General features: G+C 70.6%; 12 protein-coding genes. 2 read left to right on the plus strand and 10 right to left on the minus strand.

Annotation, left to right across the window (positions count from 1 at the left end; translation table 11 throughout):
- Positions 1-22 precede the first annotated feature (22 nt).
- Positions 23-1,141 carry a non-hydrolyzing UDP-N-acetylglucosamine 2-epimerase gene (wecB, locus tag ACYU7H_RS09280; protein ID WP_460814157.1) on the plus strand — a complete coding sequence of 373 codons (1,119 nt, stop codon included), beginning with the start codon at positions 23-25 and terminating at the stop codon, positions 1,139-1,141.
- A gap of 43 nt (positions 1,142-1,184) precedes the next feature.
- Here wecB and ACYU7H_RS09285 read toward each other — a convergent pair whose 3' ends face one another.
- The 3 genes from ACYU7H_RS09285 to ACYU7H_RS09295 all read right to left on the minus strand — a co-directional run bounded on the left by ACYU7H_RS09285 (position 1,185) and on the right by ACYU7H_RS09295 (position 5,082).
- Positions 1,185-3,593, minus strand: coding sequence for a reprolysin-like metallopeptidase (locus ACYU7H_RS09285; protein ID WP_460814159.1), 2,409 nt, complete (start codon positions 3,591-3,593; stop codon positions 1,185-1,187).
- A gap of 143 nt (positions 3,594-3,736) precedes the next feature.
- Positions 3,737-4,366, minus strand: coding sequence for a CoA transferase subunit B (locus tag ACYU7H_RS09290; RefSeq protein WP_460814161.1), 630 nt, complete (start codon positions 4,364-4,366; stop codon positions 3,737-3,739).
- Positions 4,366-5,082 carry a CoA transferase subunit A gene (locus ACYU7H_RS09295; RefSeq protein WP_460814163.1) on the minus strand — a complete coding sequence of 239 codons (717 nt, stop codon included), beginning with the start codon at positions 5,080-5,082 and terminating at the stop codon, positions 4,366-4,368. The genes ACYU7H_RS09290 and ACYU7H_RS09295 overlap by 1 nt, the downstream gene beginning before the upstream one ends.
- 149 nt (positions 5,083-5,231) lie before the next feature.
- On the opposite strand from ACYU7H_RS09295, the gene ACYU7H_RS09300 reads away from it, so the two are divergent.
- Entirely contained in the window at positions 5,232-5,981 is a 750-nt protein-coding gene (locus tag ACYU7H_RS09300; RefSeq protein WP_460814165.1) for a sulfotransferase family 2 domain-containing protein, read from the plus strand.
- A gap of 51 nt (positions 5,982-6,032) precedes the next feature.
- Here ACYU7H_RS09300 and ACYU7H_RS09305 read toward each other — a convergent pair whose 3' ends face one another.
- Genes ACYU7H_RS09305 through ACYU7H_RS09335 form a run of 7 tightly spaced genes read right to left on the minus strand, consistent with a single transcriptional unit; the run spans position 6,033 to position 17,749 of the window.
- Positions 6,033-6,518: a hypothetical protein gene (locus ACYU7H_RS09305; protein WP_460814167.1), complete on the minus strand. Its 486-nt coding sequence runs from the start codon at positions 6,516-6,518 to the stop codon at positions 6,033-6,035.
- 50 nt (positions 6,519-6,568) lie between these two features.
- On the minus strand, positions 6,569-7,993 hold the full coding sequence (locus ACYU7H_RS09310) for an MBOAT family O-acyltransferase (protein ID WP_460814168.1): 1,425 nt from the start codon (positions 7,991-7,993) through the stop codon (positions 6,569-6,571).
- Entirely contained in the window at positions 7,990-9,129 is a 1,140-nt protein-coding gene (locus tag ACYU7H_RS09315) for a hypothetical protein (RefSeq protein ID WP_460814170.1), read from the minus strand. Before ACYU7H_RS09315 ends, ACYU7H_RS09310 begins: the two co-directional genes overlap by 4 nt.
- Positions 9,126-14,387, minus strand: a complete 5,262-nt coding sequence (locus ACYU7H_RS09320; RefSeq protein WP_460814172.1) for a glycosyltransferase — start codon at positions 14,385-14,387, stop codon at positions 9,126-9,128. Before ACYU7H_RS09320 ends, ACYU7H_RS09315 begins: the two co-directional genes overlap by 4 nt.
- 22 nt (positions 14,388-14,409) lie before the next feature.
- On the minus strand, positions 14,410-15,741 hold the full coding sequence (gene wecC, locus ACYU7H_RS09325) for a UDP-N-acetyl-D-mannosamine dehydrogenase (protein ID WP_460815025.1): 1,332 nt from the start codon (positions 15,739-15,741) through the stop codon (positions 14,410-14,412).
- The gene (locus ACYU7H_RS09330; protein WP_460814173.1) at positions 15,663-16,970 is read right to left on the minus strand and encodes a glycosyltransferase; all 1,308 of its coding nucleotides are present in this window, start codon (positions 16,968-16,970) and stop codon (positions 15,663-15,665) included. The genes wecC and ACYU7H_RS09330 overlap by 79 nt, the downstream gene beginning before the upstream one ends.
- A complete protein-coding gene (locus tag ACYU7H_RS09335; RefSeq protein ID WP_460814175.1) occupies positions 16,967-17,749 on the minus strand; it encodes an ABC transporter ATP-binding protein in 783 nt (260 codons plus the stop codon). Before ACYU7H_RS09335 ends, ACYU7H_RS09330 begins: the two co-directional genes overlap by 4 nt.
- Positions 17,750-17,751: the final 2 nt, after the last annotated feature.

A 17,751-nucleotide genomic window follows, 5' to 3' on the forward strand; every position in this document is an offset into this window, starting at 1 on the left:
CGAACCGCGGGACGCGCGCAGCATGAAGAAGGTGATGGTGGTCTTCGGGACCCGGCCCGAGGCCATCAAGATGGCCCCGGTCGTCGCGGCGCTTCGGGCGCGCGGCGACATCGAGACGCTGGTCGCGGTGACCGCGCAGCACCGGCAGATGCTGGACCAGGTGCTTTCCCTCTTCGGGATCGAGCCCGATGACGACCTCGACCTGATGCAGCCGGGCCAGGCGCTGCCCGACCTGTTCGGCCGGCTGTTGTCAGGCATGAGCCACGTCCTCCAGGCACGCAGGCCGGACCTCGTGCTGGTGCACGGGGACACCAGCACGACGCTGGCCACGGCGCTGGCGGCGTTCTACGCGCGCATCCCCGTGGGCCACGTCGAGGCGGGCCTCCGGACGGGGAACATGGCGGCCCCCTGGCCGGAAGAAGCGAACCGCCGGCTCACCGCGCCGATCGCCGACATCCATTTCGCGCCCACGCCCCGCGCGCGCGACAACCTCCTCCGGGAAGGGTTCGCCGAATCGGGCATCCACGTGACCGGGAACACCGTGATCGATGCGCTCCTGGACGTCGTGGCCCGCATCGAGGCCGACCCGGCCCTGCGGAGCACCCTCGCCTCGCGCTTTCCTTTCCTGGATGCGTCCAGGCGCCTGGTCCTGGTGACCGGCCACCGCCGGGAGAATTTCGGTGGCGGGTTCGAACAGATCTGCGGGGCGCTCGCCGACATCGCGTCGCGGCCCGACACCCAGGTGGTCTATCCCGTCCACCTCAATCCCAATGTCCAGGAACCGGTGAACCGCGTCCTGGGCGGGCTGGAGAACGTGCACCTGATCCCGCCCCAGGACTACCTCCCGTTCGTGTACCTCATGTCGCGCAGCGACCTGATCGTCACCGACTCGGGCGGCATCCAGGAAGAGGCGCCGTCCCTCGGCAAGCCCGTGCTGGTCATGCGGGAGACGACCGAGCGGCCGGAAGCCGTCGAGGCCGGCACGGTCCGCCTGGTCGGCACGGATCGGGCGTCGATCCTGCGGGAAGCGAGCCGCCTGCTCGACGATGCCGGGGCGTACGCGGCGATGGCGCACGCGCACAACCCGTACGGGGACGGCGAGGCCGCCACCCGGATCGCGCGCATCATCGCGGGCGGCTGACGACCGCCGCCGTCGCGGGCGCCGGGCAGCGCCCGCCCGCGGGTCAACGCCCGCCGGTCACGTACTTCCAGCTCGTGTCGATCGTGCCCACATAGCGGTTGCTGAACGTGCCACGCTCGTTGAGCCAGGTCGACACCGCGCCGTCGTTGCGGCGCCAGACCAGGTCGAGCAGGCCGTCGCCATTGAAGTCGCCCGAGCCGAGCAGTTCGCGCGTCGTGTCGGAGTCGAAGACCGCGAAGGAGGCGCGGAGCCCGTTCTGCATCCGCCATATCATCACCCGGCCGTCGATCTGGCTGCGCCACACGACATCGTCGTCGCCGTCGCCGTCGAAGTCGCCGGAATTCACGGGCACCCAGTACTTGGAGATCGATCCCGGGCTGCTGGTGGCGTAGCCCACGCCCTGCGCCAGCCAGATGACCGTCGCGCCGTCGGAGCGCCGTCGGAAGAACAGGTCCAGGTTGCCGTCCCCGTTGAAGTCGCCCGTGGTGACGATGTCGAACGCGGGCAGCTGCGTGAACGCGCGGTAGGACAGCCGTTCCTGCGCCGGGCCCATGTGCCAGTACATGACCCGGCCGTCGACCGCGCTGCGCCACACCAGGTCCGAGGTGCCGTCGCCGTTGCGGTCGCCGCTGGCCTGCAACCGCCAGCCGAAGCTCATCGGGTACTCCCGGGCCGAACGCTGGTAGCCGGCGGCGCCGTCGACCCAGAAGACCAGCTTGCCGGCGCCATCCCGCCAGGCGATGTCCGTGCCGGACCGCGTGTTGAACTGCCCGGTCACGTACGGGAACAGGTCGGAGGCGGGGGTGTAGTCCACCGTCGAGGCGATCGTGTACCCCTGCATGTTCCAGCCGCGGAACGCGCCCCACTTGAACCACATCAGGTCCGAGCGGCCGTCCCCGCCGATGTCGTTCCGCGCGCCGGTCGCCTGGTCCGGCACGACGGTGTCACGGAACGTCGCGATGATCCCGACGGTCTGCCGCAGGCTCCTTGCGTTGTCGGCCGAGGCCGTCCCGCACGCGAAGCCGCCGCAGAAGGTCTTGGCCGGCGTGGAGAAGATCCGGTAGGACTTCTGCTGCGGCCCGGAGTCGCGGTCCACCGGGTAGGCCATGACCGTGTAGAAGTCGCCGTTCGCGAGCCCGGTGCGGTAGCCGAACGAGTAGGTGTACCGGCCGTAGTCGTCCGGGTTGTCCAGGACGCCGTCGTCGCCCTTGGCGGTATCCACGTCATGGGCGGAGCCCATGTTGTGGCCGAGTTCGTGCACGAACGTCTCGTCCGTGCAGTAGAAGCCCCCGTCCACGCCGTCGCTGACGACGGAGTAGCCGAAGTACTCGTAGCCCGGTGAAATCGCGTTGAGTCCGCCGCCGATCAGCCACGCGATGCCGCACCCCTCGTTCTCGGGGTCGTTGAACTTGCGGACGAGGGACACCAGGTCGGCGCCGTAGGTTTCGCGCGCGTTCCGCAGCGCGGTGAAGGCGGGGTCCGGCGTCGTGTACTGGTTGGACGCCCCGTCGTAGCCGGTCATCTTCTCCAGCGCTTGCGCGTTGTCGGTGGCGTCGGGATAGCTGACCTGCATGGCATGGACGAGCCGGACGGCCGCATCGATGCCGCTGTTGACGTAGGCCGCGTTGGCGACGTCGACGAGGAAGTTGATCCGCGTCGTCGCCTGGGAGTTTCCGCCGAGGGCGGCGGCGAACCCCGGCGTGTAGCCGACGAGCACGTCGACGGTCGTGGTCGCCGCGGCGGTGGCGGTGGCGGTGGCGGACGCGGTCGAGGGGACGGCGATCGCCGCCTGGGCGCGCGCCGGGGCCGCGCCCGACGCGCGCGGCGCGGCGGGCGGCAGGAGGAAGTCGGGGCGCGAGCCGGAACGCGGCGCGCCGGAGGCGGCCAGGCCCGGCGCCGGGGCCACGATCCAGGACGCGGCCTCCCGCGTCGTCAGGCGGAGTTCCGGGCCGTCGGACTGGCCCAGGCTGCCGAACACAGCGTCGGCACCGAACGTCAGGATCGCCTGGACGCCCGGCGCGCTCCCCGCCAGCCGCCCGACCCAGGTCCAGTCCCCCGACGGGTGTTCGACGTGGCGCTCGTACTCGTAGGCCAGCGCCCGGCCGTCGGGCGTCGTGAAGTGCAGCGTGCCGCCGGCGATCGCGCGCAGGGCATGCGCTTCGCTGACCTCCGCCTTGTGCCACGCGTGCGGACCCGCGACCCGCACCACCGGGGTCGACGGGTAGCCGACGAGGTCGCCGCGGTCGGGCAAGGCCGCGAAGGCGCGCGCGCGCGCGGTCGGTGCGGCGGGCGGCCCGGCCTCCCCCGCGCGATCCTCCACCTGGCCGGCCAGGGACCGGGGACCGGCGTCGGCACGGCGATCGTCCTGATCGAAGCGGCCGCAACCCGCCGCGAACAGGAACGGAAAGACGAGGATCGAAAGCGCGACGCGCGCCCGGGCTGGGGATGTCATTGGGAACACTCCGGATCGTCGCCGCGTCGGATGCGCGCAGGCGCGGGCGACAGGATGCCGGGTCGCGGCACGCCTTTCAAACTCCCGCGCGCCGCCCTGCCATCCCACCGTTGGACGGCGCCGCGACGACGACGAACGGCGCCTCAGTCCCGGACCGGGCAGCCCGTTGCGGCGCGCAGCGCCGCGGGATCGACGCCGGGGGCCAGTTCGACCAGCCGCAAGCCCCCGTCATCGACATCGAGCACGCCCAGGTCGGTGATGATGCGGTCGACCACGCCCACGCCCGTGAGCGGCAGCGTGCATTCCCCGAGGATCTTGTGGCTCCCGTCCTTGGCCACGTGCTCCATCAGCACCACCACGCGCTGGACGCCGGCCACCAGGTCCATCGCGCCGCCCATGCCCTTCACCATCTTGCCGGGCACCATCCAGTTCGCGAGGTCGCCCCGGTCCGTCACCTGCATCGCGCCGAGGATCGCCAGGTCGATGTGCCCGCCGCGGATCATGGCGAACGAATCGTGGCTGCCGAAGTAGCTGGCGCCCTCGCGCGCGGTGACCGTCTGCTTGCCCGCGTTGATGAGGTCGGCGTCGACCTCCCCTTCCCGGGGGAACGGCCCGATGCCGAGCAGGCCGTTCTCCGACTGCAGCCAGACGTCCATCCCGTCGGGGATGTGGTTGGCGACGAGCGTCGGCAGCCCGATCCCCAGGTTCACGTAGGCACCGTCGCGCAGTTCCTGCGCGGCGCGCCTGGCCATGGCCTCGCGATCCCAGCCCATCACGCGGCCTCCTTGCGCACGGTGCGCTGCTCGATGCGCTTCTCCGGGGTCGGGTTCACGACGATCCGGTCGACGTAGATGCCCGGGAGATGGACATGGTCGGGGTCGATGCCGCCGACGTCCACCAGTTCCTCCACTTCGGCGATGCAGACCCGGCCGGCCATCGCGCAGGCGGGATTGAAGTTCCGCGCGGTCTTGCGGAACACGAGGTTGCCGACCCTGTCGGCCTTCCATGCCTTGACGAGCGCGACGTCGGCCACCAGCGCGGTCTCGAGCACGTAGTGCGATCCGCCGAACGACCGCGTCTCCTTGCCCTCGGCCACCACGGTGCCGTAGCCGGTGGCGGTGTAGAAGGCGGGGATTCCCGCACCGCCGGCCCTCAGCCGTTCGGCGAGCGTGCCCTGGGGGTTGAACTCCAGCTCGAGTTCGCCGGCGAGGAACTGCCGCTCGAATTCCTTGTTCTCGCCCACGTACGACGACACCATCTTCCGGATCTGCCTGGTTTCCAGCAGCAACCCGAGGCCGAAGCCGTCCACGCCGGCGTTGTTGGAGATGACCGTCAGGTCACGTGCGCCGGAGTCCCGCAATGCCAGGATCAGCGCCTCGGGGATGCCGCAGAGCCCGAACCCGCCGACCGCGAGGGTCTGGCCGTCGCGGACGACGTCCGCCAGCGCCGACGCGGCGTCGGCCGCCACTTTTCCGCCCGAGGTCTTCACGCGCCAACTCCCGTGGGGTGTCTTCAGGGACCGCGGAGTCTAGCAAGCGGGTGGACGGGTCCGCCCTCCGCCCGGGAACGCCTCTTGGCCTTCTGGTCCGCCGACCCGCGCGCCAATATACTCGCGGGCTACGTTCCGTGGACACGCCAATGGCCCTGTACGACCCCGCCTCGATCAAGGGCAGGAAGAAGCTCGTCGATTTCGAGAACAACACGAACATTTCGCTCAGGCACCGCTACGTCTACTTCGCGGTCGACAAGGTGGCGAACAGTTCGATCAAGAACAGCCTCTTCGAGATCGAGTACGCGCCGGTCGGCAAGAAGACCGTCACGCTCTACGACAAGCGGAGTTCCCCGCTGCTGTCGCCCTACCAGTTGCCGATCGAGCTGCTGCGCGACGTGCTCAACAGCGGCAACTACTTCCGCTTCGCCTTCGTGCGCAATCCGTATTCCCGCCTGCTGTCGTGCTACCTGGACCGCATCCTCACGGCGTCCAGCAAGCCCCGGCGGCAGCTCAACGCGTTCATCAAGCGCAAGGGCGGCCAGATCGACGACGTGAGCTTCGAGGCCTTCATCGAGGCGATCTGCGAGCAGTCATCGAACGCCCAGAACTCCCACTGGCGCGTGCAGGCCGACGACATCCTCCACGGCGAGGTGGAGTTCGACTTCATCGGCAAGTTCGAACGCCTGTGGCAGGACATGGCGATCGTGAGCAGCCGGATCTGGGGCGAGCTCCGGCCCGAGATGGCCAACAAGGACGTCAACAAGTCGCCCCGGGCCACCAACGCCGGCGGGAAGCTGCGGGAGTTCTACACGCCGGAACTGGCTGCCCGGGTGGCCGAGCGTTTCGCGGCGGATTTCGACGCCTTCGGGTACGAGCGCGACATCTCGACCTACTGAGTCGCGCCCTTCCTGCCCGCCGTGCCGGCGGGCAGGAATGCCCCGCGACCGTCAGCGGAGCACGTAGCTCAGGCTGATCTGGCCGGCCGACGTCGACGCGATCCGGTCCCCGAAGTACTTCTTGTTGCGGATCATGGTGGAGACGCGGCGGCCATCGTCCGCCACGTAACCGACGCGCACGCCGCCCGGGACCACGGTCCGGTCGCCGCGCTCGAAGCCCGCCGCGCGCAGGGCCGCCGCCAGTTGGCGGTCGATCGTGCGCACGCTGCCCTCGGTGTAGTCGATCGCGAACACGTCCGCGTTGCCGCCGCCCTTCTGGGCGACCTGGCGGTGGCTGGTGACCTCGTGCGGGAAATCGAGCGCGAGGCCTGCCATGAACGCCTGCGCGTCGGGCACGGCGGCGTCCACGGCGGCGTCGACGCCGGCATCGGCGGCGGCGGCGGGCGCGCCGGCGGCGGGCGCGGGCTCGCGCGCCGGATCGCATGCCGCCAACGCGAGGCCGGCGATGAGGATTGCAATGGAACGCGTGGGGGACATCGGCGACTCCTGGTGCCTTCGGGTTTAGGGGTGCGCGCCCGGGACGGGCGCTAGAACTGGAAGTAGATGAAGCTGTTCACTTCGAGCGGCATCATGAACAGCAGGACGGCGAGGATCGCGCCCAGCGCGAACGCTGCGACGGGATGGCTCCATGCCGGCAGTCGCGCGGCGACCCGGCGACCCGCCGCGAAGCCCACGACGAAGGTGTCCACGAAGATCGGCGCGATCAGCAGGGCGTAGGGAATCGCGGCGCGCGTGAGGCCGGCGTCGTCCCTCGCCTGGAACACGCCGCGCAGGATCTCCCAGCTCGCGCCGAAATCCGGCGCCCGGAACGGAATCCACGTGAGGTACACGAAGAACTGCGTGGCCAGCCAAGCGAGCGCCACGGCGAGCACGGGCGGGAACAGCCCCGCGGGCAGCCACCGGCGCCTGGCCTTGCCGAACTCCTTGTGCACCGCGAGCGCGGTCCCGTGCAGGCCGCCCCACGCCACGAAGTTCCAGCTGGCCCCGTGCCAGAGGCCCCCGAGCAGCATCGTGACCATCAGGTTGCGGTTCCGCTTCGCTTCGCCGCCGCGGTTGCCGCCCAGCGGGATGTACAGGTAGTCCCGCAGCCAGCTGGACAGGGAGATGTGCCAGCGCCGCCAGAACTCGGTGATGCTCGTCGACAGGTAGGGGTAGTCGAAGTTGCGCATCAACCGGTACCCGAACATCCGCGCGATGCCGATGGCCATGATCGAGTAGCCGGCGAAGTCGAAGTAGATCTGCGCGTAGAAGCCGAGCGTGGCCATCGCCAGCGAATGGTTGTCGAACCGGGCGATGTCGGCGTAGACCTCGTCGACGAACGGCGAGATGTTGTCGGAGAAGATCGCCTTGTAGATGAAGCCGACCAGGAACAGCTTGGCGCCGACCAGGAAATCGACGTTGTCGAACCGCTTCTCTTCCCGCAGCTGGGGCAGGAAATCCGCCGCGCGGACGATCGGGCCCGCGACGAGCTGGGGAAAGAACGAGATGTACGTCGCCGTGTCGACGACGTGGCGTTCGGCCCGGATGTCGCGGCGCCAGACGTCCACCACGTAGCTGATCGCCTGGAACGTGTAGAAGCTGATGCCGACCGGAAGGATGATCTGCAGCACGTGCGGCGACGCCGACAGCCCCAGTGAGCGCAGCAGTTCCGACATGCTGTCGACGAAGAAATTGAAGTACTTGAACGTCGCGAGGATGCCGAGCATCACGATGATCGCCCCGGCCATCGCGGCGCGCGGGCGCCGGCCCCGCTCGATCGCCAGGCCCGCGAAATGGCTCGTGAGGATGGCGATCCACATCAAGCCGAGGAAACGCCAGTCCCACCAGCCGTAGAAGACCTGGCTGGCGAGCAGGAGCCAGGCCACGCGCGTGCGCTGCCCGCGCAACAGCAGCCAGTACACGCCGTACACGACGACGAAGAACACCAGGAAGATGCCCGAGGTGAAGATCACTTGCCCTGCTCCCCGATCACGTCGCGCACGTATCGGCGCGCGAACCAGCGTGTGAACTTTTCCGCGCCGCCCACGCGCATGTGGCGGGCGTCGTTCCAGTCGGCCCGGCGCATCAGCCGCTTCAGCAGTGCGGGGTCCCGGTACTCGAGGCAGGGCACGTCGCGGACGCGGGCGCAGAACGCGCCGACGTGCTCGAGATCCTCGACCTCGGTGCTCGGGATCGCGAAGAACGCCGTGCCATCCAGCAGGTCGCCCAGCATCGCCGTGTATGCGGGGACCCGGATGTCGCGGACCCATCGGGGGTCGACCGTCGCGACGGGCCGGACCTCCAGCATCTGCCGCGCCCGGGCGACCACTTCCGCCATGCCGTCCCCGTGGGAGTACCCGCGCTTGCTGCGGCGCAGGGGCTGGTAACCCGGGACGGGCGCGAGCGCGGCCATCCTCGTGCCCCGGCGCGCCATGCCGATTCCGAGGGCGTTGACGGCGGCGTGCTCGAGCGAAGGCGCCAGCAGTTCGGTCACCCGCTCGGGCGCCAGGCCACCGAGCGAGTCGACCGCGCGAAGTCCGTCCACCGCATTCGCCGGCGTCATGTACGCGTAGGTGCGCCAGGTGCGGAGATTGCGCACGAATCCGTTCATCGGCGCCAGGTCGTAGCCGCGCTGGATCTCCAGCAGCAGCGTGAGGTGCTTGCCGCGCAGCGCCTCGCGGTCGTGCGCGGAAAGCCGTCCGAGCGCGATCCCGAGCAACCAGGTCCGTTCGAAATGGTTCGCGCCGTCCAGGCTCATCTGGATGACGCGGGTGCGACTGCCGGTGCCGTTGGTCAGCAGGCGCTCCAGCATCGCGCCATCCAGCCCCCGCGCCGTGTAGCTGCTGCCCTCCACCAGGATCACCCGCTCGACGGCGGGATCCCCCGCCGCCGAGACCAGGGCGGTTTCCACGTGCCTGGCCAGGCGCAGCGCGCGGCTGTTGGGATGGTAGCCCGCGACGTCGGACGCCATGCCGATCGCCACGACCGCGACCACGCCCCCCGCCACCAGGGCAGGCACGAGCAGCCGGCTGCGCGCCGAGGCCGCGACCTTGAGGAGGGCGAGCAGCAGGAGCGCTGCGATCGCGCCGAGCAGGATGGACAGGTTCATGCCCGGAGGGTTCCTCCGGCCTTGCGGCCGGGCTGCGGGAGCTCGCGCGCGAGGGGCTCGACGTACGCGTCCGCGACCGACTGGAACGTGAAGCGGCGCGCGACTCCGACCAGGAAGCCGCGCAGGTCGGACAGCCGGTCGGGATCCGCGAGCAAGCGGGCGATCGCGTCCCGCGCTTCGTCCTCGTTGCGTGCGTACAGCGGATAGTCGGGTCCCAGCACGCCGATGTTCACCTCGTTGGGATACACGACCGTGGGCAGGCCGCACGCGGCGTATTCGAGCACCTTCGTCGAGAGTTCATGCGTGTTCGCCTCCAGCGCCTCGTGCCGCCAGGCCCACCCCACGTCGTACCCGGGGAGTTCCGCGTACAGCTGTTCGCGGCTGACCTGCCGGTGCCAGACCACGCCCGGCGTGGACTCGAGCAGCCCTGCGATCTCCGGGCGGAAGCCGGGATCGTCCTGGACCTGGTGGATCTTGTCGCCGAACACGTGGAGCTCCAGGGCGGGGACCGTTTCCCGCAACGCGCGGAAGGTCGCGAACATTTCCCGGATGCCCCACAGCGGCGCGAACTTGCCGGCGTACACGAGCCTGGGCGCGCCGCCCCGCCGGGCCGGCGGCGTGGCGGAAGGCGGCGGGATCATCGGGGGCAGCAGCGCGGTGCGCCCCGAGGCCGTCGGGAAGCAGGACAGCAGGTGCGCCTCGAACTGCGGCGTCTGGCAAAGCACCCGCCCGGCACGGGCGATGATGCCTTCGATGCGCGCCCGCGACACGTCGTCGAGCGCATCGCGCGTTTGCGGCAGGTCGGTGATGTAGACCCACAGGCGCCCCTCGAACGCCGCCTGCTCCGACGCGGCGGAGCACAGGTCGAAACCCCGGAGGACGATCGCGTCGAAGGGGTCCGCACGGTCGTGCTCCGCGATCGACTCCAGCGCGTCTCGCACCGAGAGGACCGGCGCCTCCGCCGTGTCGGGCTCCACCAGCCTCACGTTCCCGAGGGAGAGCAGCGGCTCGATGATGTGCAGCGCCGTGACCGGGGCCTTCAGGAACAGGGTGACGTGCGCGCCCGGGATCCCGGCCAGCACCTGGACGAGCGATGCGGCCCAGACCGCCGAGCCGTCGGTGATGTTCAGGTTCAGGTCGCCGTAGACGGCGAACCGAAGGTCGCCGTCGCGCGACGCGGCCGGCGCGGCATGGCCCGGCGTTGCCTCGCCCCGGGCGATCAGGGCGATCTCCCGGGCGATGGTCGCCTCGTAGCCCGACTGCTGGCGCACCCGCGCGGCGGCGGCGCGCGAACGGGACAGGAAGGTCTCGGGCTCGTGGTACATCCTGCGGATGCCGTCCGCGAGGGCACGCCAGTCTTCGGGCGGCGCCACCACGCCGACGCGGTCGTCGACGAATTCCGGGATGGCCGCCACGGCGTTCGTCACCGGCACCAGACCGGAGGCCATGGCCTCGTCGCGCGAAACGCCCTGGCTGTCCATCCGCGTGGGCACGAGGAAGACGCCGAACGACTTGTGCAGTTCCGCGATTTCCTGCTGGGTCAGGAAGCCCTGCCGGATCTCGACGTTTTCGAACCCGCGCAACGGCGCGAGGGTTTCCTCGAACAGTTCCCCGTCGCCCACGAACAGGAACGCCAGGTCCTTGAAGAACGGCTCTTCCGCCAGGTCGAGCACCGCGCGCACCGCCAGGTCGTTGGCGTAGATGGGCGAGTTGTAGGGCCGGATCGAAAGGATCCGCTTGCGCTGCTCGGCACCCTTCTCCACGTGGTCGAAGACGTCCGGATCGATGAAGTTGTGGATCACCGAGTACTGCCATCCCGCGAGGTCCACGCCGACGTCGGCCATCGCCTGGCGCGCCAGGTAGTCGGAGACGAAGACGAAATGGAGGTTGGGATGGCGCATCGCGAAGATCCGTCGCCACATCCCGAGCCGGTTGGCCGTCGCGCGCACGGCGCGGTCGCGGGCCGGGCCGGGCGGATAGTTGAACGCGCGTCGGTACCACGGCTGGATCTCCGCGCCGTGCACCCAGATGTTGATCCTGACGCGCCCGACGACGTCCTCCAGCTGCGCCCACATTTCCGGGTAGAGGGGATGGACGTCGATCGACTCGAACGCACCGTCGCGGACGAGCGCGGCCAGGTGCGCGCCCCCGCCGGCGATCACGTCGACGCCCTGGAATTCGTCGAAGGCCAGCTGCCCCGGGTTCCAGCGGAACACCGCATGCTCGAGCCCGCTCGCGCGGTACGCCTTCACTCGCCGGTGGATGAAGCTGTAGTGGTAGAGGCGACTGCGGCTGGGATAGCCCTTCGCGAGTAACAGGCGTGGCGCGCGTTCGACGACCACGCGCCCCGGATCGCGGACCTTTCCACGGCCGATGGTGAGGCGCGACAGATCCAGTCGCCCCGGTCCGGAGACGCGGATCGCGAGGCGGATCGCGGTGCATCCGGCCGGGACGTCGATCCGCTGGGGCGCGTTGAATGCCGCCGGGACCGAGCCCATCCGCTCGCCGGCGTCGTCGAGCAGGATGACGGCAAGCTTGGCGGAGACCTTTCCGCGGCCGCTGAGCTGGAAGCGGAGCTTCCCACGGGGCGCGATGGCGGAGACGCGCAGCGGCTCGGCGCCATACACGTAGCACCACTCACCGTCCGGCAGCGTCGACAGGATGGACACGCCGGTCCCGTGCCGGACGTGGACGTTCCCGTGCGCGTGGGTCGCCCTGGGGAACTGCTGCTCGAGGCCGGGCAAGGTGCCGTCGCCCATGGCCTGCGGCGCTTCGGCGGCGAGGGTCCGCGCCCCGTCCAGGGCGGCCTCGATGGAAGCGAGCGACACGCCGTGGTCCGCGGGAAGCACCGCGTCCACGGACGTCGGCGCGATCTCCGCGCCACCCTCGCAGTAGCCGAACGCGTCCAGTGCGACGCACGGCGTGCCGGAGATGCGTCCCTCGCCGATGTCCATCGCGAGCGCCGCGAGGGACGGATGGTGGAGCGCACGGAGCGGCGCAAGCGCGCGGCGCAGGCGGAGCTCCGGCACGCTTCCGAAGCGTCGCCCGTCCACCCGCGCGGGCTCACCCGCCTCCAGCGTTGCGTGCGCGTCCTTGCCGACGCACGCGTGGCCGGCGTAGAGCAGGCCGTTCGACAGGTCCACCAGGTAGTCCGGGCCGTAGTAGTCGCGTGGACTGAACCCCGCGACCAGCTTCGCCGGCAGCGCCTCGAACAGCGCGAGGGCTTCGGCCTGCCGGCGCGAGTGGACCACCACGTCGTCCCGGCGGGCGCGGAGCCGTGGGCGGTATCCGTCGAACAGGACGAGGTGCAATGCCTTGCGCGGATGGCGCTGCCGGTCGAAGGCCGCCAGCACGGCGTCGTGTTCCTTCTCCGAGCGGATGGCCGCGACCACGCACACCATGGGTGGCTCGACCCGGTACGGGCGACCAAGCACGTTCCCGAGCAGCGTGCCGAGGCGATGGCTGACGGTGTGCTCGCCCAGCACCTTGCGCAGGGCCGCCACCCGGGTCGACTCGGCGCCATTGCCCGCGTGCAGTCGCTCCCACTGTGCCCGCAGCGCGGCCGGGTCGTCGCCGCAGATCACCAGGTCGCCGAACAGCAGGCGGACGGCCCGGGCGTAATTGCTCACCACGAGCGTCCCGGATGCCAGCAGGTCGAAGAGCCGCCGCGCGACCATGGTCTGCGAGTCGGGCGCCGTGTTGACCGTGATGCCGTAGCGATAGCCCTTGTAGGCCACGTCGATGGCACCGAACGGGAGCGTTCCCGCGACATGCTCGCGCAGTTCCGGCGGGAATGCCGCGCCCGTCGCGTCGTTGCGGTCGTAGATGTCCAGGGGGACGAATTCGGAGACGACGCTGCAGAGCGTCTGCAGCGACGCGTTGCGCCTCGGGTACTGCGCGTACCAGGACCCCGCGAAACTGCAGGCGTTGCGCCGCGCGTCCGCCTCGATCGGGTTGCGCCGCAGCGGATCGACGCCGAACGGCAGGAGGAACACCCGGTCGTGCTTCAGTGCGTCCCGATAGTCCTGGATGCGGTCGAGGTCGGTGGTGGCGACGTGGTCGAACAGGGCCGCCGTGGCCAGGAAGTGGTCGAAATGGACCGGATCCTCCTTGTTCCAGAAGACCGTCGGGATGCCCTGCGACGCGCAATGGGCAAGCAGGGCGCGCAGTTCCGGGCTGGCCTGCTCGACCTGGCCCGTCCAGCGTCCGCCATTGCCCTGCCAGGCCGATTCGACCAGCAGCAGGTGCGGCTTGAAGTCCTGGAGTTCCGCGCGCCAGCGACCGGGCGACAGCGGCAGCATCCTGCAATGGGCCTGCAGGTCGGCGCGCGTGAAGTCGTCGGCGATCACCGCGATGCGTGCGTCGCGGATCGTGGCCGGGCCGGACTGGCGCATCGCCGGCGTCCGGGGCGCGACCGCGCCCACCGACATGGCGATGTCCCTCGCGCCCTGCCCCGCGCGCTCTCGCGCGCTCTCCAGCGCGGACCGCCATGCATGGGGCAGCGGGGCGTCCAGGACGTCCCGCGGTGCACGCGCGACGCCGCGGCGTCGCGCGCGCAACCGGCCCGCGGCCTCGCGCGCGAGGCGGTACGCCGCGCGGACATGCGCGTCGACGCGCCAGGGCACGCGTGCGACGCGGGTCAGCAGGTAACCGATCTGGAACGGCAGCGAGCGGACCACGCCCTCGATGGCCTCCTGCTCCATCCGCGCCACGTCCACGTGGGCCTGCGGCGTGCCGAACATGCGCTCGCCCAGCGCGATGCGGCGGTGGAGCTCCTTGAGCTCCTCGACGGCGCCCCGGCTCCGCGCGGAAGTCTCCGCGTTGCGTGCCTCGCTGGCGTCGAGGCGACCACGCGTCGCGTCGAGCAGTTCGACCGCCTGGTCGCGGGCGAGCGCCGCGGCATCCCTCGCCTCCCGCGCCCGCTCGAGGTCGAGCGTGAACCGGGCGACCGCCGAGACGCGCTCGGCGCGGGAACGCTGCTCGAGCGCGACGAGCTCGTCGACCAGTCGATGCGCGAGCGATACGAGGTCCTCCTTCGCGGACGGCACCGGCGCGCCAAGCTGGCGCAGACGCACGCCGAGTTCCTCGACCTCGCCCCGGAGCGCGTCGATCCTCGCCAGCGTCGTCCGCTGCAGCTTGCGCCCGCCGTGGATGGCCGCCTGGTGGCCGCGGACCTGCCGCGCGAGCTTGTCCAGCTCCAGGCGCAGGAAGTCCGCGATCGCCTCGAGGTCACCCGGCGTGAACTGCGTCATCACCATGCGTCGCGCTCCCTGGGTCCTGTCAACGCCGGATTCCGACCACATCGACCACGCGCTGGTCGTCGCCCAGCGCCAGGGCGCGGAAGCGGGCATGGGGGACGAGGATCGCCACGATGCCCGCCCGGGCCTGCGCGTCCTCGGGCCCGACGATCTCGAGCATCCGGGCCGCGTCCCCGTCCTGGCGGCCGAGGGCCTCGGCGAACGGATCGACCGCGAGGACGCGCCCCGGATGCCGTCGCGTCAGTTCCTTCGCGATCTCGAGGGCCGGGCTCTCGCGGAAGTCGTCGACGTCCGCCTTGTAGCTCAGGCCGAAGCAGGCAAGCACCGCGTCCGCGTCCGCGCGGAGCAACCCGTCGAGCTTGTCGACGACGGACGCCGTCTTGGCGGTGTTCACTTCGCGCGCGGTCCGGATCATCCGCGCCTGCTCCGGCGCGCTGGACACGATGAACCACGGATCGACCGCGATGCAGTGCCCGCCGACGCCCGCGCCCGGCGAGAGGATCGACACGCGCGGATGGCGGTTCGCGAGGCGGATGACTTCCCACGCATCGATGGACAGCGTGTCGCAGATCATCGACAGCTCGTTGGCGAACGCGATGTTGGTGTCGCGGAAGGCGTTCTCCGTGAGTTTCACCATCTCGGCCGTCCGGGCATCGCTCTCGATGCAGGCCCCCTGCACGAACCGCTTGTAGAGCGCCGTGGCCGCGGCGCTCGCTTCCGGGGACATGCCGCCGATGATCCGGTCATTGCTGGCGAGTTCCTCCAGCATGCGTCCCGGGATGATCCGCTCCGGGCAATAGGCGAGGTGGACGTCCCCGCCGCGCCCGTCGCCGCCGAAGTCCAGGTCGGGGCGCGCCGCGCGCAGGATCTCGCGGACGCGTTCGGTCGTGCCCACGGGCGAGGTCGACTCGAGGATCACCAGGTTCCCGGCCGCGATCACCGGTGCGATCCCGCGCGCGGCCGCCTCGACGTAGCTGATGTCCGGCGCATGCGTCCGGTGGTCCACTGGCGTCGGGACGGCGATGATGAAGGCGTCGCAGGGCTCGGGGGCGGCCACCGCGCGCAGGCGCCCCTGGCCGACCACGGAGGCCACCAGGTCGTCGAGGTCGCCTTCCTCGATGTGCGCGCTGCCGGCGTTCACCGCGTCCCGCACCGTGGGATCGATGTCCACGCCCAGCACGTCCAGGCCGGATGCCGCGAACATCGCCGCCGTGGGCAGCCCGATGTAGCCGAGGCCGACGATGCCCAGCGTGCGGATTTCAATGGTGTCGTGCGTCATGCGTGCGTTTGCCTCGTTCCATGTTCGATTGCCTGTTCCAGCGAGCGCGCCAACCCCTCGCCGAGCGCCTGCCAGGACAGGTCGTCGACGGCGTCCATCGACAGGTCGATCCCGTCGTGCAGCCGACCGTCGCGCCAGCGCGCCTGCAGCTCCAGCAGGGTCTCCCTGATCCGGGCCGGGTCGTTCGGGACGACCCAGCCCCGTCGCCGCTCGGCCACGAGCGATGCCGACTCGTCCGGGTCGCAGGCGGAGAGGTGGAGCACCGGCCGCTGCGATCCGAAGTATTCGAACAGCTTGCCCGGCACCTGGGCGGGCATTGTATTGCCGACATTGAGCAGGATGTCGGCCCCGCGCTGCCAGCGGACGGCCTCCGGTTGCGCGACCGGCGCCATCAGTCGCAGCCGGCCCCCGAGGGTGTCCGCCAGCGATCGCAACCCGGGGGATTGGGGCGAAATCAGGGTCAGCCGGATGCCGTCCAGCGACGCCAGGGCGTCGAACAGGGCGCCTGTCGGGCGGAACCCGTAGAGCTGACCGGTGTAGACGAGTTCCAGGACGCGCGGGTCGAAGCCCTCCGTTTCCCGCGTCGCATCCGCGTCCCGCCTGAATCCCTGTCGCAGGAGCCGGAGCCGGTGGGCCTCCAGCCCGTGCCGGGCTTCGAGCGTGGCGCCGTACGCCCGGGTGGTCACCGTGACCAGGGCGGCCTCGTCGCAGACCTGGCGCTCGAGCCGCCGCGCCCGGGCGCGCCAACGGCGGGGCAGGTAGTCCGCGTCCACGGGATCACCCAGGTCGGCCACCCAGGGCACCCCCGCGCGCACGGCGACGCGGCCCAGCAGGAGGACGCTCGCGGGTTCGTGGGACGTCACCACCACGTCCGGCCGCTGTTCCCGGATCAGCCGCGCCAGCGCGGGGCCCGCGGTTTCGTTCCACCGCGCCCGGAGGTCGGGAAACGCACGCCACTCCAGCAGTCGCCCCAGCGTGGCGATGATGCGCCCGCGCCAGTTCAGGCCCTCGAAGCGCCTCGGGATCTCCACCGGCGCCCCGGATGCGGGCGACCTCCCCGCCAGGCGTCGCAACAGGCCGAGGACGCGCAGGGCACGGAACGGTTCCGTGCGGACGATGCGGAGGCCGCCCTCGTCGGACGCGGAGGGGAGGCCGTCCCCGCCGCCGACCCCCCCACGCGTGATCGTGGTCAGGACGGTGACGGAATGACCGAGTCGAACCAGTTCCGCGGACAACGACGCCCAGCGCATCGCCTGCGGCGAGCGCGCGGGCGGGAACTCATAGGCGGCGACCAGGATGTTCAAGCGGTGACGCCACCCGCCGCCTCCGCCTCGCTGCGCCGCGCCTCGATGCGTGCGCGGTACGCCCGGATGACCGAGGAAGGATCCGCGTCGGCGACGACGCGGCCGCCCTCCATCAGCAGCGCGCGGTTGCACAGGCGCCGGACGAGCTTGAAGTTGTGCGACGCGACCACCAGGATCCGGCTGCCTTCGACGCGATCCTGCAGGCGATTGCGCGCCTTGCGCAGGAATTCGGCGTCGCCGGTGCCGATCCACTCGTCCAGCAGCATGATGTCGTGCTGCAGCGCGGTGGAGATCGCGAAGCCGAGGCGCATCCGCTGGCCTGCCGACAGCGTCCTCAGGCGGTCCACCGCCTTCTCCGCGATGCCCGCGAACTCGAGGATCGAGCCGACGTGCGGCTGGATCTCGCGAACCGGCATGCCCATCGCCGTTGCCCGGAGGTAGATGTTTTCCAGGATCGTCGCGTCGGCGTTGAAGCCCAGCGAGATGTTCATCAACGCCTGGCGGCTTCCGCTGACCTCCAGGACGCCACTGGTCGGTCGATACGCCCCCGTCAACAGGTGCAGCAGCGTCGACTTCCCCGATCCGTTGAGCCCGACGAGGGCAACGCGATCACCGTCCCTGAAGTCGAACGACGCCTCGTGGATGATCGTCGCGTATTCGCGCTGGGGGCGGCGGAGGGCGGCCTTGGCGATCGTGCCCATCCATCCGGCGGACAGCTCCGAGCGCTGCCGGTACACAGGCAGCGTCAGTGTCACGTTGCTCGCGGAGATGCCGACCATGC

Source organism: Luteimonas pelagia, assembly GCF_054776035.1.